Origin of the sequence: Pseudomonas sp. MYb327 (genome assembly GCF_040438925.1) — a bacterium.
Taxonomy (GTDB): Bacteria; Pseudomonadota; Gammaproteobacteria; order Pseudomonadales; family Pseudomonadaceae; genus Aquipseudomonas.
The window spans coordinates 4,525,859-4,547,416 of record NZ_CP159258.1 but is presented as its reverse complement, the minus strand read 5'-3'; the positions used below and the strand labels follow the sequence as shown (position 1 = coordinate 4,547,416).

Genomic DNA, 21,558 nt, shown 5'->3' with positions numbered 1-21,558 from the left:
GCAGTCCTTAGGAAAGGTCTGACAGGGATAAATTTTCCAGTAGTTCTGGGACCGATCCAAACTCCCGCTCAACCCCCGGCAACACCGGCCGCTTCAGCACCAACACCGGCACCCGCCGCTCCCGCGCCACCTCCAACTTCGGTTCGGTGGCGGTGCTGCCGCTGTTTTTGCTGATCAGGACGTCGATCTGCCGCCGCTCGAACAGTTCACGTTCATCGTCGATCTGGAACGGCCCGCGAGCGCCGATCACTTCACAGCGTTCGTTGCCGGGGTAAACGTCCAGGGCGCGTAAGGTCCAGAATTGTTCCGGGGGGATTTCGTCCAGGTGCTGCAAGGGCTCGCGTCCAAGGGTAAACAGCGGACGCCGGAACGGTCTCAGCGCTTCGATGAGTTCGGCCCAATCGCCGACTTCACGCCAGTCGTCGCCGGCTTGTGGCTGCCACGCCGGACGTCGCAGCGCCCAACAGGCGATGCCACTCAACCGAGCGGCCGTCGCAGCGTTTTGGCTGATCCGGGCGGCGTAGGGATGGGTGGCGTCGAGCAGCAGGTCAATCCCTTCATCGCGGATGAACTGCGCCAGGCCTTCCGCACCGCCGTAACCACCCACACGAACCTGACAGGTCAGATCCGTCGGCACTCGCCCGACACCGGCCAGGCTATAGATGTGCTGTGGCCCAAGAGTGCGGGCAATCGCCAACGCCTCGGTCACGCCCCCTAACAACAGAATGCGCTTCAATGAAAAACCCCCGCATGGCCGACAATCCCGCCCTGACGATCGATGGCAAACACTTCAACCTGGACCTGCGACGGCACCACGCTGCGGGCAAAGTCCAGGGCGTGCTGGCACACCGCATCGCCGAGGGCGATTCCGGCTGCACTGGCCATGGCCAGCGCCTGTTGACTGGTGTTGGCTTCACGGATGTCCTGCTGCAACGACGCATCGGCACCTGCCGCGGCGGCCCATTCGGCCAGTTGTGGCAGATCAATGCTGGAATGCCGACTGTGCAGGTCCATGTGCCCGGCCGCCAGTTTGCTGATCTTGCCGAAGCCGCCGCAAATGCTGAGTTTATCCACTGGTACTTTGCGTAGGTGCTTGAGCACCGCGCCGACGAAATCGCCCATTTCGATCAGGGCGATTTCCGGAAAGTTGTAGACCCGCCGCATGGTGTCTTCACTGGCGTTGCCGGTGCACGCGGCGATGTGCAGGTAGCCGTTGGTCTTGGCCACGTCGATGCCTTGCTGGATCGACGCTATATAAGCCGCGCAGGAAAAGGGTCGAACGATGCCACTGGTGCCGAGGATCGACAGCCCACCGAGAATTCCCAGGCGCGGGTTCATGGTCTTCAGCGCCAGCGCCTCGCCACCCTCGACGTTCACCGTGACCTCGAAACCGCCGCTGTAGCCGAATTCGCTGGCAAGCAGGGTCAGGTGATCGGTGATCATTTTGCGCGGTACGGGGTTGATCGCCGGTTCACCCACAGCCAGCACCAGCCCCGGTCGAGTGACCGTGCCGACACCACGACCGGCATTGAAACCGACGCCGGGCTCGCTGCGCAGGCGCACCTCGGAGTAGAGCAACGCACCATGGGTCACGTCGGGATCGTCGCCGGCATCCTTGATCGTGCCCGCCTCGGCGCCGCCCTCCATCAGGCGACAGAACTCCAGGCGCATTTGCACCTGCTTGCCTTTGGGCAGGACGATTTTCACGGCGTCGGCCACGATACCCGCGAGCAGCAGGCGCGCCGCCGCAAGGCTGGTGGCCGTGGCGCAACTACCCGTGGTCAGGCCGCTGCGCAGTGGCGCGGGTTGTTCGGCGGTTTCGTCACGCATCGAAAGGCTTCGTCACATCCAGCAAGGTAATCGGCAACGCCTGGCGCCAGGTATCGAAGTCGCCCAGCGGTTGGGCCTGGGCGATATGGATGCGCGTCAACTCGCCACCGTATTGTTCGCGCCAGGTCATCAAGGTTATTTCACTTTGCAGCGTGACAGCGTTGGCGATCAGCCGGCCGCCAGGTTTGAGTGCGGCCCAGCAAGTGTCGAGCACACCCTCGCGAGTGACTCCGCCGCCGATGAAAATCGCATCTGGACGCTCGAGCCCGGCCAGTGCCTGCGGCGCACTGCCGCGAATCAGTTGCAGGCCGGGCACACCAAGTGCGTCGCGGTTGTGCTCGATCAACTGCTGCCGTCCTTCATCAGCCTCGATGGCCAGCGCCCGGCAGCTCGGGTGGGCGCGCATCCATTCGATGCCGATCGAACCGCTGCCGGCGCCGACATCCCACAACAGTTCGCCGGGCACCGGCGCCAGGCGTGCAAGCGTGATTGCGCGCACATCGCGTTTGGTCAGTTGGCCATCGTGTTTGAACGCTGAGTCCGGCAAGCCGGCGAGTCGGGAGAGGCGCGGCGTGTTCGGCTCGGCGATGCACTCGATGGCAATCAGGTTGAGATCGGCGATTGCCTGGTCGTTCCAGTCGTTGGCGACGCCGTCGATGCGTCGCTCGGTTTCACCGCCCAAATGTTCCAGCACGCTCAGGCGACTCGGCCCGAACCCGCGTTCGCGCAACAGTTCGGCAATCAGCGCCGGGGTTTGGCCGTCGTTGCTGAGGACCAACAGGCGAGTGCCGCTGAAAAGCTGCGCATTAATCGCCGCGACGGGCCGTGCAACCACTGAGAGTGTGACCACTTCCTGCAACGGCCAGCCCATCCGTGCGGCGGCCAGGGAGCAGGACGAAGGCGCTGGCAGGATCAACATTTCTTCGTTGGGCAGTTGTCGCGCGAGGCTGGCGCCGACGCCGAAGAACATCGGATCGCCACTGGCGAGCACGCAGACCGGTTCACCGCGCAGGGCCAGCAGCGTATCGAGGGAAAACGGGCTCGGCCAGCGCACACGTTCGGCACGAATGCATGGCGGCAGCAGGTCCAGTTGGCGCTGGCTGCCGAAGACCTTCGACGCGGCTAGCAACGCATGCCGGGCATTCCTGCCCAAACCCTTGAAGCCTTCCTCACCAATGCCTGTCACGGTCAACCAGCGTGCCATGGATGCTCTCAATTCATCTGTATAAAGCGGCGCATGATAACGCGTCGCAAGCGAAGGCGAGTAATGGAATGTTTTAAGTTGGCCGTCCTGATCGGTGGTTGGTGGTTTTGAAGTTGTATAGGCTGAATGTTTCCTAACTAACTTTAAAAGGATTTAAAGATGCGTACTTCGGAAATGGATGTTTTGGATTTGTTGGCTTATTCCGAACACTTTGAACAAGACTTTGTGCCTGTCAAAACAAAGTCTGCCCAGGTTTTATCCTCGCTGGATCAGCTTGGGGCCGTGGGATCGTTGTTGGGCGGCAACCTGATTACCACGGCGCGGGGCGTATCACGTCAGGATAAGCGCGACGTCAACACTAGCGTGAGGTATGCGCAATGGTATGCGAGTCAGACCCGCGACCGTGAAACGGACTCCCAAGGCTGGTTTTCAGCCTTTGCCATCGCGCTTTGGACCATGGGCTGGGAATATGAAGATGAAAAAGTTGTTGAGGAACATTACGGTAATTTTTCCGGGACGCTAAGTTCGGCTTATTTGAATAGAATTTCGGGCGTTAATAGTCAAATGGCTCAAATCACAAAGGATATGTTTGATGCTCTGCTGGTTAATACGTCTGCCCTTGTTTCATTGTCTAAAGAAAGTCGTCGCGGCAGGGAGTTTGCGATTGCCCCGGCTCAATATGACAAACAGGGCCGATTGCTAGTGGATTTGAATGACTATTCACTGAGGGCGCAAGTTCAGCACGAGGATTTTCTGTTTTGGGACTGGCGCGCGGGCAATGTGACGCTGACGCATCGTGCTGTGCCGTTAACGCTGAACCGAGCCAGGTTTGAACAGGTCCGCCCGGAATTGCAACACCGGCTCGACCTGATTGCTGATTCGATCTTCGAGTTTTACTCGGAGCGGCTGTGAGAGCGCCTGCGTGATGGACCCCGTGTCTGAGCATTTGCGACACGCGGCCTTATGATGCTGCACGGCAAAGCAGGCATAATACGGCGCGCCTCCGGTTGGAGGCGCTTTCACTTTTGATCTGGTCGCCCTTTGAACAAACTTCCTGTCCCCCGCGCTTTACGCCCCTCGGCTTGTCCGGGGTTGCTGCGTATTGTGCAGGCCAGAGACGGTGGTATCTGCCGCATTAAACTCGCTGGCGGTGCCTTGAGTGCCGTGCAGGCCAACGCCATTGCCGACGGTGCGCAACGTTATGCCCGTTCAGTGATCGAGGCGACCAACCGCGCAAATGTGCAGATTCGAGGCATTGGCAAGGACGAAGGCGCATTGATCGAAGGTCTGATCGCGGCGGGCCTCGGCCCTTCGAATGCGGCAGGCGACGATGTGCGTAACCTGATGTTGAGTCCGAGTGCGGGCATTGATCCGCAGATGCTGTTCGATACGCGAAACCTGGCCCGGCGAATCCTTGCGACCCTCCAGGAGCGTGAGCCCTTTCACGAGCTCAGCGCTAAATTCGCCGTGCAACTCGACGGCGGCGAAAGTCTGGCGATGCTCGAACACCCCCATGATCTGTGGTTGTCGGCTGTCCATCGGGACGGTGAGCTGCGGCTGGCTTTCGGGCTGGCGGGATGTCCCACCGATTTGCCTGCAGGTTCTGTCGGTCTGGATGACGGTCACGCTCTGGTGGTCGCGGTGCTTGAGGTGTTCCTGGAGCTGGCGGGCCCCGAGCAAACGCGCATGCGTCATTTACTGGCCAAGGTTTCGGCTGCGGTGTTCCTCGCTCGTCTGGCCGAGCGCGTGCCCTTCAGCCCTGTTGCAGACTGGCAGCGTTCATCGAAATCAAACGTCCTGCACATTGGCGCGCATCCCCAGGCGCAATCCGGTTATGTCTATGTCGGCGCCGTAGCGCCGTTGGGGCGGCTCGATGCCGCCATGCTGCGTGGCGTGGCCCGAGTGGCACAGGATTACGGCGATGCAACGTTGCGTTTCACACCCTGGCAAAGCTTGCTGCTGCCGAATGTTCGCGACGAGGATGCCGCTGAAGTCATGCGCCGCCTGCGCGCGTTGGGCCTGTTATGTGAAGCAGATCAAGCGATGTCACGGTTGATCGCCTGCACCGGTTCGACGGGCTGCGGCAAAGGCCTGGCCGATACCAAGGGCGATGCCGTGCAATTGGCAGGGCTGCTGCAACGGCATGGTCAGGTCCTGAATGTGCACCTGAGCGGTTGCTCGCGAGCCTGTGCTGCCGCACATACCGCGCCGGTCACTCTGCTGGCCGTTTCCCCCGGTCATTACGACCTCTATTTTCACGATGCAGCGCAACCGGGTTTCGGTGCCCTGCACGCACGCAACCTTACTATCGACGCGGTCGGCGACTTGCTCGTCGCCCGCTCACGGAGCCCCCTTGATGCTTGATTACATCCGCGACGGTCAGGAGATCTATCGCAACTCCTTCGCGATCATTCGTGGCGAGGCCAACCTCGCGCGAATCCCGGCCGATCTGGAAAAACTCGCGGTACGGGTGATTCACGCCTGCGGCATGGTCGATGCCATCGACGGTCTTCAGTTTTCCGAAGGCGCGGGCAAGGCCGGGCGCGATGCGCTAGCCGCTGGTGCGCCGATCCTCTGTGATGCGCGGATGGTCTCCGAAGGGGTGACTCGTGCGCGCTTACCGGCAAACAACGCGGTGATCTGCACCCTGCGCGATGAAAGCGTTCCCGAATTGGCCCGTGAGCTGGGCAACACCCGCTCTGCCGCCGCGCTGGAACTGTGGCGCCCGCATCTGGAAGGCAGTGTTGTGGTGATCGGCAACGCGCCGACCGCGCTGTTCTACCTGCTGGAAATGCTCGACGCCGGCGCACCGAAACCGGCGTTGATCCTCGGTTTCCCGGTGGGCTTCGTCGGTGCCGCCGAATCCAAGGCAGCGCTCGCGGCCGACAGTCGCGGCGTGCCCTTCGTCATCATGCAAGGCCGGTTGGGCGGAAGCGCCATGGCCGCCGCCGCCGTCAACGCCCTCGCCACGGAGATCGAATGATGCAGCAACCAGGACGTTTGATCGGCCTTGGCGTCGGCCCGGGTGATCCTGAACTGATCACCGTCAAAGCCCTGCGCCTGCTGCGCGAATCGCCGGTGGTGGCGTACTTCGTCGCCAAGGGCAAAAAGGGTAACGCCTTCGGCATTATCGAAGCCCATTTGCAGGATGCACAAACCTTGCTGCCGCTGGTTTACCCGGTGACCACCGAGGTACTGCCGGCGCCCCTGTCCTATGAGCAGGTGATCAGCGATTTCTACGACGCCGCCGGCGAACAACTGGCCGAGCACCTGAATGCCGGTCGTGATGTGGCGGTGATCTGCGAAGGCGATCCGTTCTTCTATGGCTCCTACATGTATCTGCATGACCGTCTGGCCGAGCGCTATGACGCCGAAGTCGTGCCGGGCGTGTGCTCAATGCTCGGCGGTGCTTCGGTGCTCGGCGCGCCGCTGGTGTATCGCAATCAGAGTCTGTCGGTGTTGTCCGGCGTATTGCCCCACGAAGAGCTCAAGCGTCGCCTGGCTGACGCCGATGCGGCGGTGATCATGAAGCTGGGGCGCAACTTTCCCAAGGTTCGCCAGGTCCTGGAAGAGCTCGGTCTGGCCGAGCGCGCGCTGTACGTCGAACGCGCAACCATGGCCAACCAGAAGATCGTTCCACTGGATGAAGTCGAGCCGATGTCTTCGCCGTACTTCTCGCTGATCATCGTACCTGGCGAAAGGTGGCAAGGCTGATGACTCGTCCAGTTCCGGCGATTGTCATTCTCGGCAATGGCAGCCTCGCGACCGCACGCAAGATTCAACAGCTATACCCGGATGCGCTGATCCACGGTCTGGCCGAACGGGTTGAGGGTGCTGACCTCATCTATCGTGAGTTCGGTGCGACCTTGCGCGAGCTCTATCAGCAAGACACGCCGATCATTGCGTTGTGCGCGGCCGGAATCGTGATCCGCACACTGGCGCCCCTGCTGCTTGAGAAGGGCGCCGAGCCGCCGGTGCTGGCCGTCGCCGAAGACGGCAGCGCGGTCGTGCCGCTGCTCGGCGGACTGGGTGGTGTGAACGTGTTGGCGCGGGAGATTGCTGCTCATCTCGAGGTGGCTCCCGCCATTACCACCAGTGGTGAACTGCGGTTCGGCACCTGCCTGCTCAACCCACCCAGCGGCTATGCCTTGGGCGATCTGGAACTGGGCAAGCGTTTCGTTTCCGATCTGCTGGCTGGCGAAACGCTGCGCATCGAAGGCGCTGCACCGTGGTTGGCGCAGGCGCAGTTGCCTGTGGATGAACAGGCGCGGCTGGCTGTGCACGTTGGCCATGCCGAGCGAGAGCCGGCGGCCAATGAACTGCTGATCTATCCGCGCAACGTGTTGATCGCCGTTAGCGCTGCTGTAGCCGATCTGCCGAGTGCCATTCGCAGCGCTTTGCATGAGGCACAAATTGCCCTGCAATCGGTGGCCTGCCTGCTGGCTCCCGAGTGTGACATGGCCAGCCCGGCGCTTCGCGAAGCGGCGCTGGAACTGGGTGTGCCGTTGCGTTTTGCCAACGATCCCGGTTCGCTCGGTCAGTTGGCGAGCAATGCCGTCGGCCAGCCTGTTTCGATCGTGGGCGATGACAACATTGCGATCGCGGTTGCTGAACAACCTTTGGACCCGATGTTGATTGGACGCCCTCGCGGGCGTCTGGCGGTCATCGGTCTTGGTCCTGGCGCCGCCGAACTGATGGTGCCGGCGGTCAAGGCTGAGCTCGCTCGTGCCAACGATGTACTTGGCTACGAAACTTACGTGCGCATGGCCGGCCCGTTCCGCTCGGATCAAGTGCTGCACTGCACCGATAACCGTGAAGAGATGCAACGCGCGCGTCACGCCTTTGAGCTGGCGGCGCAAGGGCGGTCGGTGGTGGTGGTTTCGTCCGGCGATCCGGGTGTGTTCGCCATGGCCGCCGCAGTGCTCGAAGCGTTGCATGAGTCCAACGATGCCGCTTGGCACAACGTCGACCTGGAGATGTTGCCGGGAGTCTCCGCGTCGCTGGCGACAGCCGCTCAGGCCGGTGCGCCGTTAGGGCACGACTTCTGCGTGTTATCGCTCTCGGACAACCTCAAGCCGTGGGCCATTATCGAGAAGCGTCTGGACCTGGCGGCTCAGGCAGACCTGGCATTGGCGTTCTACAACCCGATTTCGCGCTCGCGACCATGGCAATTGGGCCGGGCACTGGAGATCGTCGCCGAACATCGATCCCCTGAAACTCCGGTAGTGCTGGGGCGAGATATTGGTCGTCCAGGTCAGACGTTGCGAGTGACAACACTCGGCCAGTTGACTCCTGACCAGGTGGATATGCGCACCATGGTCCTGGTGGGCTCCTCCACTACCTGCGAATTTGCACGCGCAGGTGGCGGTAGTTGGGTCTACACGCCACGCTGGTACGGAGAGAAACCCGCCACTTGAGGTCTTGCCTCAATAAAAAAGCCACGGCAGCAGAGTGTTTACTCGTGCTGCTGTGGCTTTTTTGTTCTCTTGATAAATGCGGCGAAGGGCGTGGCTTATTTCTCGCTTGAGTATTGGAAGTTTTCCAGCTCATTTATATGTGGGGTTGGATGGTTGTTGTAGTGTGAATGATTGATCCATAAGTTTGTATGTTTGTTATTGTGCATTTACCAAAGTTAATTAATTTCATTTTGTTAGTATCTTTTGGTTGCGTTTTAAAGTCTTGAAAGTGTTAGTTGGCTGCGATAGATTTTATCGGGTGGCTAATTAAGGCTGTCGTGGATGTTAAATAAAAAGGAATTTTAAATGAGCAAGATGAATGATGTAGAAGCGCACGCCTATTTAGATCAGTGCCTTGAGCAATGCAGAGCAAGGCTGGCGCTGGCAGGTCCGAAGATTCAGATGCGCGCGGCAGTGCAGCTGCCGATTGATCGGGATGAACTGAATGCCGCAATCATGGGCGATGGCATTGTTGGTTTTCTGGAGGGGATGAGCCGGCGTAACAAGCGTATTGTAAAAAATACCTACGCGTATGCCTCGATCTCTGCAAAGATCCTGTACCCGGGTAAGACCCAGAAAGTCGCCCGTTACGAGACTTTCAAAAAGCTGATGTTCGCCCTGGGCTGGACCGAATATCACGGCGCTTTCACTCAATACAAGTCGAGTAGCGCCAAGTTGACGATGGACAATGTAGCTCTGGACATTGTCCATTCGGTGGCCGGGGGGGTGGCTGGCTCCGCCGCTAATGCGCTTAAAGTCGTAGCGGACAAAACCATTGAGGCACTTAAGAAACAACCCGATGCTGTAAAGCTTTTTGAGAAGCATGCTACAGATGCCAACGGTATTAACTTCGGCGTATCTGTCTGTAAGCAAGATGAAGAAGCGGAAGTGTCGATGGTCGTGGGTACGGTGAGTTGTAATTCATCGGTACAGCACAATAGAGTTCTTTTTGTGGAGTGGAACAGTTCTGACTTTGAGATCTATCAAGGTAAAGCGTACTTCACTATTCACGAGGAAGATTTGAGGAAAGAAGCTGAGACCATCAAGTTTCTTGACGACCTCCGTGAAGCTCTTTTCTACGAATATTCGCCGATCTGAGAACAATTAGGTGGCCAGAGGCATTTGCCTCTGGCTTTCCGTCGCAGCCATCCCTAGGGAACCAAATACCCTTTCACACCCGTGAAAATAATCTGCGCAGCCAACGCACACACGAACAACCCCATCAATCGGCTGACAATCTGCAACCCTTGGTCGCCGAGAATGCGTTCGATGTGATTGGACAGATACAGCACCACGCCAACCGTGAAACTGGCCAGGGCAATACTCAGGATCGCGGTGAGCTTGTCGTCCCAGTGCGGCTGGCCGATGCCCATTACCAGTAAGGCGCCGATGGTGCCGGGGCCGACGGTCAGCGGGATGGTCAGCGGGACGATGGTCACGTCCTGCTGCACGTTGTCGGTCTGCACGGCGGACTTGCCTTGGGCCATGCCCAGCGCCGAAATGAACAATACGCTGCCGGCACCGATGCGGAACGCGTCCACGGTGATACCAAAGACGCTGAAAATCACTCGACCGAACAGGTACAGCAAGACGCTGGACACCAGCGTGGCGATGGCCACTTTCCAGGCCAGCCTGCGCTGTTCCTTACGCGAATAACCGCGAGTCAGGCTGATGAAGCAGGACAACACGAAGAATGGGCTGTAGAGCACCAGCATCTTCAGGTAAACGCTGAACAACACGTGGAGCATGGTGCGGGCTCACTGGCGAGGGAAGTCGAGGGGAGTCTATCAGGCGCTACGGAGTCTGTCGGCTCAGGACGTGGGCGTTGCCGTGCGGTTCTGCTGATCGCGTTGGGCTACCCAGTGTTCGATCAGTTCACGCAACTGCGACAGCTCGACCGGTTTGGCCATGTGCCCGTCCATACCCGCCTGGCGTGCGCGTTCCTTATGCTCGGCCAGGATGTGGGCAGTCAACGCCACCACCGGGGTACGAATCCGTTGGTTACCGACTTCCCAGGCACGCAATTGCTGGGTGGCGGAGAAACCGTCGAGGATCGGCATTTCGCAGTCCATCAAGACCAGGTCGTAACGTTGCGCCTTCATGGCCTGCAAGGCTTCCTCGCCATTGCTGGCGGTGTCCGGTTGCAGATTGAGCTTGCCCAGCATGCCGCGGATTACCTTGGTCGAGATGCTGTTGTCCTCTGCCACCAGAATGCGGAAATCGCTGGGAACCTTGACCGGCAGGCTCGGGCCGGATGGCAGATGCGGCATGACGGCCAACCCCTTGTTGCGCTGGGTCAACTCGTCGGCGAGGGTAGTCTTGAGCGTGTAGCCGGCGACTGGCTTGGCGAGGATGCGCTTGATCCCCGAGTTTCGCGCGATGATCTTGCTCGGCGCGTTGCTGATGCCGGTGAGCATGATCAGCAGGATGTCGTGGTTCAGGCTCGGGTCTTCCTTGATCTTGGCCGCCAGCTGCATGCCGGTCATGCCGGGCATGTTCTGGTCCAGCAGGACTACGTCGAAGTAGTCGCGCAGGTGCGCCTTGGTGCGCAGCAACGCCAGGGCTTCCTTGCCGGACGGCACGGCGCTGACGTTAAGGCCCCAGGCGCTGCACTGTTGCACCAGCACCTTGCGACAGGTGTCGTTATCGTCCACCACCAACACCCGTGCGCCCTGCAACGGACCATCGAGGTCGGAGGTCGGGTGTTCGAGACGATCAGGATCTAGCGGCAAGGTCAGCCACAAGGTGCTGCCCTGATTGTTGCCACTCTTGATACCGAATTCACCTTGCATCAAGCGGATCAGTTGACGAGCGATCACCAGCCCCAGATTGCCGCCCAACCGGTTCGCGGACAGGAAGTGTTTGCTGTGCAGTTCAGCGTGCATCAGCGCATCGCGCTCCTCGGCGTCCATGGGCTCACCGCTGTCCTGCACGGCGATGCGCAGGCGCGGTTTGGCACTGCGTTCATCGAGCGCGACGACGATGAGGATTTCGCCTTCGTCGGTTTTCTTCAGGGCGTTTTCCAGCAGGCTCAGTAACGTCTGGCGCAGGCGTGTCGGGTCGCCACTGATGACTCGCGGTACTTGCGGCTGGATGAAGCTGATCAGCTCGACATTCTGCTGCTCGGCCTTGGCGCGGAAAATACTCAGGCAGTCTTCGATCAACGCATTGAGATCGAACTGCACATCGTCCAGTTCGATCTGCCCGGATTCGAGCTTGGAGATGTCGAGAATTTCGTTGATCAGTGTCAGCAGTTCGTTGCCGGCGCTATGGATGGTTTGCACATAGTCGCGCTGCTTGACTGAAAGAGGCGTGCCCAGCAGCAGCTCGGTCATGCCCAGCACGCCGTTCATCGGGGTGCGTATTTCATGGCTGATCTTCGCCAGGAATTCGGCCTTGGCGTTGATCTCGGCGTTGCTGGCTGCCAGGTCGCGACTGATGCTGAAACGGTCTTCGGCGATGCTGCGTTGGCGCTCGCTCAGGGCGATGCCCATCAGCAGGCCGCTGATGCAAATGAACGCCAGTAGCGTGGTTATCAGGTCGTGCGGTTCAATCAGCGTCAGCCCCAGCAGGGCCGGCAGGATGATCAGCGTCCCGAGATTGAATACCACCATTGCTGCCACGAACAGTCGTGCCGGGCGATAGCCTTTTTGCCAGTGAAAGGCGCTGACGAACAGCATCGTCAGTCCCGCAAGGGCGACCAGTGCGTAGGTAATGATGTTCAGCGGCAGCGTGTTGACGAACAGCAGTAACAGACTGCAGATCATGATCAGCAGGATGTCGACTTGTATCAGTCTGTTCAGCGGGTGCGGGCCAAGAGGCGCGAAGAAGCGCAGGGCGAACATCAGGCCGCAGGGTGCCGTCAGCAACAAGGCGAGATAGGCGCCCGGTGTTTGCACGGCTTGCCAGTCCGGCAGCCAGGGGCCTGCCAGGTTCAGCAACAGCACCAAGCTGAGCATCAGGCAGCCTTCAGCCGCCGCCAGCCACATACTGCTGCGCGAGCGCGAGTAGGCGTAACGGATGAGGTTGTGCAGGATCAGCATGCCGATGCAGCCCAGAAGCAGGCCGTAGATCAGTGCCTGATGCTGATTGGCCGCGACCATGACGGCTGGTTGCAGGGTGATGTAAGGCCGTAACTGGTGTTCGGATACCAGCCGCAAGTAAACGTCGAGGGGTTTGTCGCTCTGCGGCAACGGCACCATGAAGTCGCTGCTGGGCAGGGGGCGGTCAACCATGGGCTGCTGATTGCCGGTTTTGGACTGCTCGATCAGCTTGTCGCCGTCCAGCACATACATATTGAAATGCAACAGGTCGGGTGCGAACACGCTCAGCAACTGTTCATGCTTGCCGGGTGCGAGGCGAAAACGTACCCACAGCGCTCCATCGGGCTCGGCGGCGGTAAGCCGGTCGAGTTCGATGGGGCTGAATTGATTGGTGTAGCGAGCGGAGCGGATGTCGCTCAGTTGCAGGTCGCCCTGTTCGTCGAGCAATACCGCCCAGCCACTGCCTTGCGCGGCCTGGGCCGGGAGCATGCAGAGCAAGGTCAGCAATGTGACGGTTAAACTTATGGCAATCCTGAGCCAGCGCACGGCGAAATCCCTTCGTAGGTTAATGCCAGAATATAACTATGCGCGGCGCCGGAATAGTCAGGCAAGGGTCGAGACCCTTGCCTGTCGGAATGATTACCTTATTCCTGACTTTCGCCACGTTCGCGGGCAATGGCGCGGTAGCCAATGTCCTTGCGATAGAAACAGCCTTCCCAATCAATTTTGGCCGCCAGTTTGTAAGCCTGCTGTTGCGCGGCATCGACGCTGACGCCCATGGCAGTGGCGCACAGCACCCGACCACCGGCCGTCACGACTTGACCGTCCTTGAGTGCAGTGCCGGCGTGGAAGACTTTGCCTTCCAGTGCCGCGGCGTCATCCAGACCGTTGATGGCCGCGCCTTTGGCGTAGTCACCAGGATAGCCGCCAGCGGCCAGGACGATGCCGACGCTCGGGCGTGGATCCCATTGCGCTTCAACTTTGTCCAGCGCCTGCGCCAGGGCGGCTTCGACCAGGAGCACCAGGCTCGACTGCAAGCGCAGCATCACGGGTTGGGTCTCAGGGTCGCCGAAACGGCAGTTGAATTCGATGACTTTTGGGTTACCAGCCTTGTCGATCATCAGACCGGCATACAGGAAACCGGTGTAGACATTGCCTTCTTCGGCCATGCCGCGCACGGTCGGCCAGATCACCAGATCCATGACGCGCTGGTGTACTTCGTTGGTGACCACCGGAGCCGGGGAATAGGCACCCATGCCGCCAGTGTTCGGGCCGGTGTCGCCGTCGCCGACACGTTTGTGGTCCTGGCTGGTGGCCATCGGCAAGACATTCTTGCCGTCGACCATGACGATGAAGCTGGCTTCTTCGCCGTCCAGGAACTCTTCGATGACCACGCGCGAACCGGCGTCGCCGAAGGCATTGCCCGCCAGCATGTCGCGTACGGCGTCTTCGGCTTCGGCCAGGGTCATGGCAACGATCACGCCTTTACCGGCGGCCAGGCCATCGGCCTTGATCACGATCGGCGCGCCTTTTTCACGCAGGTAAGCCAGGGCCGGCTCAATCTCGGTGAAATTCTGGTAGTCGGCGGTCGGGATCTTGTGGCGTGCCAGGAAATCCTTGGTGAAAGCTTTAGAACCTTCCAGCTGAGCAGCGCCAGCCGTCGGACCAAAGCAATCCAGACCACGGGAGCGGAACAGGTCAACGACGCCGGCGACCAGTGGCACTTCCGGACCAACGATGGTCAGGGAAACGTTTTTCTCGGCAAAATCCGCCAGTTGCTCAAGGGCCAGTACATCGATGGCGACGTTCTCGCACTTGGCTTCGATGGCGGTGCCGGCATTGCCCGGAGCCACGAAAACTTTTTGCACTCGCGGATCCTGAGCCACTTTCCAGGCCAGGGCGTGTTCACGCCCACCGCTGCCAATGATCAAAACATTCATTTCAAAAACCTCGGATGACGCTAATTCTGTTGAGCACCGTAGGGGCGCTTTTCTGTAGGAGCTGGCTTGCCAGCGATGCAGGCAACTCGGTTTGTCAGTTAGACCGAGGGGAGGCTATCGCTGGCAAGCCAGCTCCTACAGTGGACCGTGTGCTTAGTGACGGAAGTGACGCATGCCGGTGAAGACCATGGCAATGCCTGCTTCGTCGGCCGCAGCAATCACTTCAGCATCACGCATCGAACCACCCGGTTGGATCACGGCAGTCACGCCCGCCTTGGCCGCATTGTCCAGGCCGTCGCGGAACGGAAAGAATGCGTCGGAAGCCATCACCGAACCGGCTACCTGCAAGCCAGCATGTTCAGCCTTGATCGCAGCGATACGCGCCGAATTCACGCGGCTCATCTGACCGGCGCCGACACCGATGGTCTGGCGGTTCTTGGCGTAGACGATGGCGTTGGACTTGACGTACTTGGCGACTTTCCAGGCGAAGATCAGGTCGTGGATTTCCTGTTCGGTCGGAGCGCGTTTGGTCACGACTTTCAGGTCATCGGCGCTGATCATGCCGATGTCGCGGCTCTGCACCAGCAGGCCACCGTTGACGCGCTTGTAGTCCCAGGCAGCGGCGCGGTCAGCGGACCACTCACCGCAGGCCAGCAGGCGCACGTTGGCTTTGGCGGCGACGATGGCGCGGGCTTCTTCGCTGACCGACGGGGCGATGATCACTTCGACGAACTGGCGCTCGACGATGGCCTTGGCGGTTTCAGCATCCAGTTCGCGGTTGAAGGCGATAATGCCGCCGAAGGCGGATTCGGTGTCGGTGGCGTAGGCCAGGTCGTAGGCCTTGCGGATGCCGCCCTCAGTGTCCGGGCTCACGGCCACCCCGCACGGGTTGGCGTGCTTGACGATCACGCAGGCCGGTTTGACGAAGCTCTTCACGCATTCCAGCGCGGCGTCGGTGTCGGCCACGTTGTTGTAGGAAAGCTCTTTGCCTTGCAGCTGGGTCGCGGTGGCGATACCCACTTCGGCTGGCTTGGCTTCCACGTAGAACGCCGCGCTCTGGTGCGGGTTCTCGCCGTAGCGCATTTCCTGGGCCTTGATGAACTGGCTGTTGAAGGTGCGCGGGAATTCGCTGCGACCTTCGGTGCTGAGGGTGTCAGCTGCCTGATTCACGGTGCCCATGTAGTTGGCGATCATGCCGTCGTAGGCGGCGGTGTGTTCGAAGGCCTTGAGCATCAGGTCGAAACGCTGAGCGTAGGTCAGGCCGCCGGCTTTCAGGTTTTCGAGGACGCTGGCGTAATCGCTGGCGTTGACCACGATGGCCACATCTTTGTGGTTCTTGGCTGCCGAACGAACCATGGTCGGGCCGCCGATGTCGATGTTCTCGATGGCGGTCGGCAGGTCGCAGCCTGGCTTGTTGATGGTGGCTTCGAACGGGTACAGGTTGACCGCAACCAGATCGATCGGCTTGATGCCGTGCTCGTTCATGATGGCGTCGTCGATACCGCGACGACCGAGGATCCCGCCGTGGATTTTCGGATGCAGGGTTTTCACCCGACCGTCCATCATTTCCGCGAAACCGGTGTAATCCGCGACTTCCACGGCGGCAACGCCGTTGTCCTGCAGCAGCTTGAACGTCCCGCCAGTGGAGAGGATCTCGACGCCAAGGGCTTCAAGTTCTTTGGCGAATTCAAGGATCCCGGTCTTGTCGGAAACGCTGATCAAGGCGCGGCGGATCGGCAGGCGGGTAGTCTGGTCGGTCATTTCAATTTCCATCAAAAGCAAAGGAGTCAGCAAAAAAGGCGACCGGTTTTACGCGGGCGCCTTTCTGGTTTGATTGAATGCTTACAGCAAATCGTACTGCTTGAGTTTCTTGCGCAGCGTGCCCCGGTTCAGTCCGAGCATCTCGCTGGCCTTGGTCTGGTTGCCCTTGACGTAGTTCATCACGCATTCGAGCAGGGGAGCCTCGACTTCGGAGAGCACCAGGTTGTACACATCCGTGACGGCCGCGCCCTCAAGGTGGGCGAAATAATTGTGCAGCGCCTTCTCGACACTCCCGCGAAGGGTCTGACCTTCTTCGCTCGGGGTATTGAGGTGCTGTTTCAAATTTACGTTGTCGCTCACGGGTGTTGTTCCACTCACTAAAGTCTCGGTCATCATCGTCATGCGGCCACCCACTCTCCGTCCCCTGTCAGGCTCTTGTAACGCCCGGCAAAGAAGCCCCGAACGTTGGCGCATTGTGCTTCCGTATCTTCCAAACGATTGAAGTGGGCGCGAAACTCCCTGGCGCCCGGCAAGGTTGCGAGATACCAGCCCACATGCTTTCGAGCAATGCGTACGCCCATCACGTCTCCATAAAAGGCGTGCAGCGCAGCCAGATGCTCTAGCAGAATGCGTTCCACCTCGATCAAATCCAGCGCCGGGAGTTTCTCGCCGGTACGCAGGAAATGGTCGATCTCGCGAAAAATCCATGGCCGCCCCTGGGCAGCCCGGCCAACCAGCAGGCCGTCGGCACCGGTCGCGTCGAGCACGTATCGGGCCTTTTCTGGCGAATCGATGTCGCCATTGGCGAAGACCGGCATCGACACCGCCTGCTTGATCGCGGCAATGGTGTCGTACTCGGCTTCACCGGTGTACAGATCGGCACGGGTGCGGCCATGGACCGCCAACGCCGTAATGCCTGCCTGTTCGGCGATCTTCGCCACCGTCAAACCATTCTTGTTGTCCCGGTCCCAGCCGGTACGGATCTTCAGGGTCACCGGCACATCAACCGCAGCCACGACGGCTTGCAGGATCTCGGTGACCAGTGCTTCATCCTTCAACAGTGCGGAGCCTGCAGCCTTGTTGCAGACCTTCTTCGCCGGACAGCCCATGTTGATATCAATAATCTGCGCGCCCAGTTCTACGTTGGCCCGGGCCGCATCCGCCAGCATCTGCGCGTCACCACCGGCGATCTGTACCGAGCGCGGCTCGGGATCACCTTCGTGGATCATGCGCATGCGCGATTTGCGGGTATTCCACAAACTCATGTCGCTGGTGACCATTTCCGAGACTACTAGCCCCGCGCCCAATCGCTTGCACAGCTGACGAAAGGGTTGGTCGGTGACGCCCGCCATCGGGGCGAGAATCAAGCCGTTGTGTAATGTGTATGGACCGATGCGTACCGCCGACATAGGACTTCCCTGTTGTGGGGCCGGATCATGAGAGTTCGAAAAAGGGTTGGCATGATACCCGCTCTCGATGACTGGATAAAGGCTGAATTGAACAAAATCTGAACAGTTATTCTGTTATCGCCAGCGGTTTGGTTCGAGCGGACGAGGCCAGAAAGCCGTCGTCGATGCAGGAGCGGTGAACCGTTTCACTCGGGAGAGTGGAAGCTCAGGCTGTAGTTCACGGCTTTGGCGCCTGGATCGAGAATATCCAGTGCAATGTGGATCGGCGTTTGCGGCGGCATTTCCACCATGCCTTCGAGGTCGCCGTTGAGATACTCGCCGGGCTTGAAGCGGCGGCTGGCAATCAGATGGCCATTGAGGTCGGCGAAGCGCAATTCCAGGAGCGGGAACGGCTGGGAGAAGGGCGCGCGGTTGTAGATGATCGCGTCGACCACCAGCGCACCGCTGAATTCCGGATGGCTGCGGACCACCAGGTTGCTGCTTTTGATTTTCGCGATGTCGACTTTAGAGGGCACGGTGCAGCCGATTTGCGGGCAAAGCTGCTGGAACCACGGGCGGTATTGGTCTTGTCGCGCCAGTTCGTCGAAGTGGTATGCCACGTATTGACCGGCCAGAGCACCGGCGCCGAGCAGGACCAACAGCAGCCAGAAAAGCCGGCGGGCCCATGGCGAGCGGCGTCTTTGCCAGTCGAGTTGCAGCGGATCGTCGGTCAGGTCCTGCAATACGTCAGCGCGAACGCCGGGTTCGTTGCGTTCGCGCCGTTTGCGCAAGGGCTCGACCGAAGGCAGGTCGTCGTCGATCTCATCGGCAGTCGTTGCCGACAAACGTTCATGAGCAAGTGGCGTGTCGAGCGGGTCGTGCAGACGCAGTTGTGGCGGCTGTTCTTCGTCGTCCAGCTCGATGGGTTCCAGCGACAACGACAGCGAAGGTTCGGTGCGGGCGCTTTTGCTCGGCTCGATAGCCGTTTCCGGCTCGTCGAGCGCATCGAGGGCGTCGAGGTTCTCGGCCGTTTGCGCACGATCGGCAGCCGATTCGCTGAACAGGCTGTCGGACCATGGCTCTTCGTCGGTATCGACGCTATCGCGACGGGCGCTGAGCGAGTCTTCGCGGTGTCGACCAAATTCAGTGGTCGGCTGGATTTCCCGCTGTTCGAGGCGGGCGAGCTCTTCGTCGAGGTCCAGAGTGTCCAGGTCCAGTTCGGCGGCGGACCATTGTTTTTGACTGATGGCCTTTGGTTCTACTGGATCCGGTACTTCAACGACGGCCGCAGGTACCGGTGCGACCGGCTCCTTGCCGGCTTGCTCAAGCAATTGCTTGGCGGCGTTGAACACCTGCAAGCATGAGCCACAGCGAACGACCCCGCGCGCCACGCTCAATTGAGCATGGCTGACGCGGAAGCTGGTTTGGCAATGCGGGCACTGAGTGACGAAACTGTCGGTCATGCGGCGATCCGGTTTATGCAGGCGTCCATTCTAGCGCCGACGGCCTGTGATGCGCACCCAGCCATCGCGATTGGCAATCGGGTCCAGATCGAAGTCCTTAGCGTAGGCGGCGGCGACTTCATCACCTTGCTCGGCGAGGATGCCTGACAGCGCCAGGCGCCCGCCGGACTTGACCAGGCCGGACAGTTGCGGGGCCAGGGACACCAGCGGACCGGCGAGGATATTGGCCACTAGCACGTCGGCCTGAACCTGCGGCAGATCTTCCGGCAGATAAAGAGGGAAGCGTTCATCGGCGATGTTATTGCGCCCGGCGTTGTCGCGGGAGGCTTCCAGTGCCTGGACATCAATGTCGGTGCCCACGGCCTCCTTGGCGCCCAGCAGCAGGGCGGCAATCGCCAGAATCCCCGAGCCGCAGCCGAAGTCCAGCACATTGCAGTCTTTCAGGTCCTGACCGTCGAGCCATTCCAGGCACAGTGCGGTGGTCGGGTGGGTGCCGGTGCCGAAGGCCAGGCCCGGGTCCAGCAGCAGATTGACCGCGTCAGGTTCCGGCGCAGCATGCCAGCTCGGCACGATCCACAGGCGCTGACCAAAGCGCATTGGCTGGAATCCGTCCATCCAGCTGCGTTCCCAGTCCTGGTCTTCGATCACTTCGCTGTGGTGTTCCGGCAACGGGCTGCCAGTTAGCAATTCCAGGTGGGCCAATACCGGGCCAGGCTCAGTGCCACCTTCGAACAAGGCCAGCAGGTGCGTGTGCGACCACAGTGGCGTGGTGTTGAGTTCCGGCTCGAAGATCGGCTGATCTTCGGCGTCCATGAAGGTGACCGAAACGGCGCCCACCTCAAGGAAAGCGTCTTCGTAGGTTTCGGCTTGTTCTGGGCTGATGGCGAGACGGACTTGCAGCCAAGGCATGGCGGGCACCTTTGAAAAATATTGATTGCAGCCTAGCGGGCTGCGAGAAGCGCGCAAGTTTACGCGAGCGCGGCGCAGATGACGACCGGGTGGCAGTGTTCTGATGTGGACAAATGTCTTGAGGCGAGAGAGGTGCGCGGCAATATTGAGAAACAACAAAGCCGCCCGAAGGCGGCTTTGTCAGGTGCAGGGTCGAAGCTTAGTGCTTCTCGCCAGCCAGCTTGTGCTCGAGGTAGTGAATGTTCACGCCCCCTTTGCAGAAGCCTTCGTCGCGGGTGAGGTCGCGGTGCAACGGGATGTTGGTCTTGATCCCGTCGACCACGATCTCGTCCAGCGCATTGCGCATGCGCGCCATGGCTTCGTCACGGGTTGCGCCGTAGGTGATCAGCTTGCCGATCAACGAATCGTAGTTCGGCGGAACGGCATAACCACTGTACAGGTGTGAATCGACGCGAACGCCGTTTCCGCCTGGAGCGTGGAAGTGCTTGACCGTGCCAGGGCTCGGCATGAAGGTTTTCGGGTCTTCGGCGTTAATCCGGCATTCCAGCGCGTGACCGCGGATGACTACGTCATCCTGGGTGAACGACAGCTTGTTGCCGGCGGCGATGCTGAGCATCTCCTTGACGATGTCGATGCCGGTGACCATTTCCGAAACCGGGTGCTCTACCTGGACACGAGTGTTCATCTCGATGAAGTAGAAGCGACCGTTCTCGTACAGGAACTCGAAAGTGCCTGCGCCACGGTAACCGATGTCGATGCACGCCTTGACGCAGCGAGCGAAAACTTCCTGGCGAGCCTTCTCGTCGATGCCCGGTGCCGGCGCTTCTTCGAGAACTTTCTGGTGACGACGTTGCAGCGAGCAATCGCGGTCGCCCAGGTGGATGGCATGGCCCTGGCCGTCGGAAAGAACCTGCACTTCCACGTGACGCGGGTTGGTCAGGAATTTTTCCAGATAGACCATCGGGTTACCGAACGCCGCGCCTGCTTCGGAGCGGGTCAGTTTCGCCGAGGAAATCAGGTCCTCTTCTTTATGCACAACGCGCATGCCGCGACCACCACCGCCGCCAGCGGCTTTGATGATCACCGGGTAACCCACTTCGCGACCGATGCGCAGAGCGGTTTCTTCGTCTTCCGGCAGCGGGCCGTCAGAACCCGGAACAGTCGGTACGCCAGCAGCGATCATGGCGTGCTTGGCCGAAACCTTGTCGCCCATCAGGCGGATGGTTTCAGCTTTCGGGCCGATGAAGGCGAAGCCGGAGTTCTCGACCTGTTCGGCGAAGTCGGCGTTTTCCGCGAGGAAACCGTAGCCTGGGTGAATGGCAGTGGCGCCGGTCACTTCGGCCGCGGCGATGATGGCCGGGATGTGCAGGTAGGAGTGGGCGGCCGATGCCGGACCGATGCAGACGGATTCGTCTGCCAGGCCCAGGTGCATCAGTTCCTTGTCAGCCTTGGAATAAACGGCGACGGTCTTGATGCCCATCTCTTTGCAGGCGCGCAGAATCCGCAGTGCGATCTCACCGCGGTTGGCGATCAGAACTTTTTCCAACTTCGCAGTCATCAAAGG

The 21,558-nt window shown here is 60.2% G+C and carries 18 protein-coding genes; 6 read left to right on the top strand and 12 right to left on the bottom strand.

Going from position 1 to position 21,558, the window contains the following annotated elements; all coding sequences use genetic code 11:
• Positions 1-7: 7 nt before the first annotated feature.
• The 3 genes from ABVN21_RS20515 to cbiE are packed head-to-tail and all read right to left on the bottom strand — an operon-like array spanning position 8 to position 3,034.
• Entirely contained in the window at positions 8-736 is a 729-nt protein-coding gene (locus ABVN21_RS20515; protein WP_339554251.1) for a cobalt-precorrin-6A reductase, read from the bottom strand.
• A complete protein-coding gene (locus ABVN21_RS20510) occupies positions 733-1,830 on the bottom strand; it encodes a cobalt-precorrin-5B (C(1))-methyltransferase (protein ID WP_339554250.1) in 1,098 nt (365 codons plus the stop codon). The genes ABVN21_RS20515 and ABVN21_RS20510 overlap by 4 nt, the downstream gene beginning before the upstream one ends.
• The gene (cbiE, locus tag ABVN21_RS20505) at positions 1,823-3,034 is read right to left on the bottom strand and encodes a precorrin-6y C5,15-methyltransferase (decarboxylating) subunit CbiE (RefSeq protein WP_339554249.1); all 1,212 of its coding nucleotides are present in this window, start codon (positions 3,032-3,034) and stop codon (positions 1,823-1,825) included. Before cbiE ends, ABVN21_RS20510 begins: the two co-directional genes overlap by 8 nt.
• Before the next feature lie 159 nt (positions 3,035-3,193).
• Between cbiE and ABVN21_RS20500 the strand changes: the two genes are divergently transcribed.
• The 6 genes from ABVN21_RS20500 to ABVN21_RS20475 all read left to right on the top strand — a co-directional run bounded on the left by ABVN21_RS20500 (position 3,194) and on the right by ABVN21_RS20475 (position 9,588).
• Positions 3,194-3,946 (top strand): hypothetical protein, encoded by a 753-nt coding sequence (locus tag ABVN21_RS20500; protein ID WP_339554248.1) that lies wholly within the window; start codon positions 3,194-3,196, stop codon positions 3,944-3,946.
• Between the two features lie 129 nt (positions 3,947-4,075).
• Complete coding sequence (gene cobG, locus ABVN21_RS20495) at positions 4,076-5,398, top strand: precorrin-3B synthase (RefSeq protein WP_339554247.1); 1,323 nt, start codon at positions 4,076-4,078, stop codon at positions 5,396-5,398.
• Positions 5,391-6,017 (top strand): precorrin-8X methylmutase, encoded by a 627-nt coding sequence (locus tag ABVN21_RS20490; RefSeq protein WP_339554246.1) that lies wholly within the window; start codon positions 5,391-5,393, stop codon positions 6,015-6,017. Before cobG ends, ABVN21_RS20490 begins: the two co-directional genes overlap by 8 nt.
• Positions 6,017-6,748, top strand: coding sequence for a precorrin-2 C(20)-methyltransferase (locus ABVN21_RS20485; RefSeq protein ID WP_339554337.1), 732 nt, complete (start codon positions 6,017-6,019; stop codon positions 6,746-6,748). Before ABVN21_RS20490 ends, ABVN21_RS20485 begins: the two co-directional genes overlap by 1 nt.
• Positions 6,748-8,451: a precorrin-3B C(17)-methyltransferase gene (cobJ, locus tag ABVN21_RS20480; RefSeq protein WP_339554245.1), complete on the top strand. Its 1,704-nt coding sequence runs from the start codon at positions 6,748-6,750 to the stop codon at positions 8,449-8,451. The genes ABVN21_RS20485 and cobJ overlap by 1 nt, the downstream gene beginning before the upstream one ends.
• A 345-nt stretch (positions 8,452-8,796) precedes the next feature.
• Positions 8,797-9,588 carry a hypothetical protein gene (locus tag ABVN21_RS20475; RefSeq protein ID WP_339554244.1) on the top strand — a complete coding sequence of 264 codons (792 nt, stop codon included), beginning with the start codon at positions 8,797-8,799 and terminating at the stop codon, positions 9,586-9,588.
• Positions 9,589-9,641: 53 nt separating this feature from the next.
• Here the strand turns inward: ABVN21_RS20475 and ABVN21_RS20470 are convergent, their stop codons facing one another.
• The 9 genes from ABVN21_RS20470 to accC form a co-directional block, all read right to left on the bottom strand.
• On the bottom strand, positions 9,642-10,238 hold the full coding sequence (locus tag ABVN21_RS20470) for a MarC family protein (protein ID WP_034149709.1): 597 nt from the start codon (positions 10,236-10,238) through the stop codon (positions 9,642-9,644).
• Between the two features lie 63 nt (positions 10,239-10,301).
• Complete coding sequence (locus ABVN21_RS20465) at positions 10,302-13,079, bottom strand: response regulator (RefSeq protein WP_339554243.1); 2,778 nt, start codon at positions 13,077-13,079, stop codon at positions 10,302-10,304.
• 98 nt (positions 13,080-13,177) lie between these two features.
• Complete coding sequence (gene purD, locus ABVN21_RS20460; RefSeq protein ID WP_339554242.1) at positions 13,178-14,473, bottom strand: phosphoribosylamine--glycine ligase; 1,296 nt, start codon at positions 14,471-14,473, stop codon at positions 13,178-13,180.
• A 153-nt stretch (positions 14,474-14,626) separates the two neighbouring features.
• A complete protein-coding gene (purH, locus tag ABVN21_RS20455; protein ID WP_339554241.1) occupies positions 14,627-16,234 on the bottom strand; it encodes a bifunctional phosphoribosylaminoimidazolecarboxamide formyltransferase/IMP cyclohydrolase in 1,608 nt (535 codons plus the stop codon).
• Positions 16,235-16,315: 81 nt separating this feature from the next.
• Positions 16,316-16,636: a DNA-binding transcriptional regulator Fis gene (gene fis / locus ABVN21_RS20450; RefSeq protein WP_015093301.1), complete on the bottom strand. Its 321-nt coding sequence runs from the start codon at positions 16,634-16,636 to the stop codon at positions 16,316-16,318.
• Positions 16,633-17,643, bottom strand: a complete 1,011-nt coding sequence (dusB, locus tag ABVN21_RS20445) for a tRNA dihydrouridine synthase DusB (RefSeq protein ID WP_034149713.1) — start codon at positions 17,641-17,643, stop codon at positions 16,633-16,635. Before dusB ends, fis begins: the two co-directional genes overlap by 4 nt.
• Before the next feature lie 185 nt (positions 17,644-17,828).
• Positions 17,829-19,085: a DUF3426 domain-containing protein gene (locus ABVN21_RS20440; protein ID WP_339554240.1), complete on the bottom strand. Its 1,257-nt coding sequence runs from the start codon at positions 19,083-19,085 to the stop codon at positions 17,829-17,831.
• Positions 19,086-19,115: 30 nt separating this feature from the next.
• Entirely contained in the window at positions 19,116-19,994 is an 879-nt protein-coding gene (gene prmA / locus ABVN21_RS20435) for a 50S ribosomal protein L11 methyltransferase (RefSeq protein ID WP_339554239.1), read from the bottom strand.
• 199 nt (positions 19,995-20,193) lie between these two features.
• Positions 20,194-21,552, bottom strand: a complete 1,359-nt coding sequence (accC, locus tag ABVN21_RS20430; protein ID WP_034149716.1) for an acetyl-CoA carboxylase biotin carboxylase subunit — start codon at positions 21,550-21,552, stop codon at positions 20,194-20,196.
• Between the last annotated feature and the right edge of the window lie 6 nt (positions 21,553-21,558).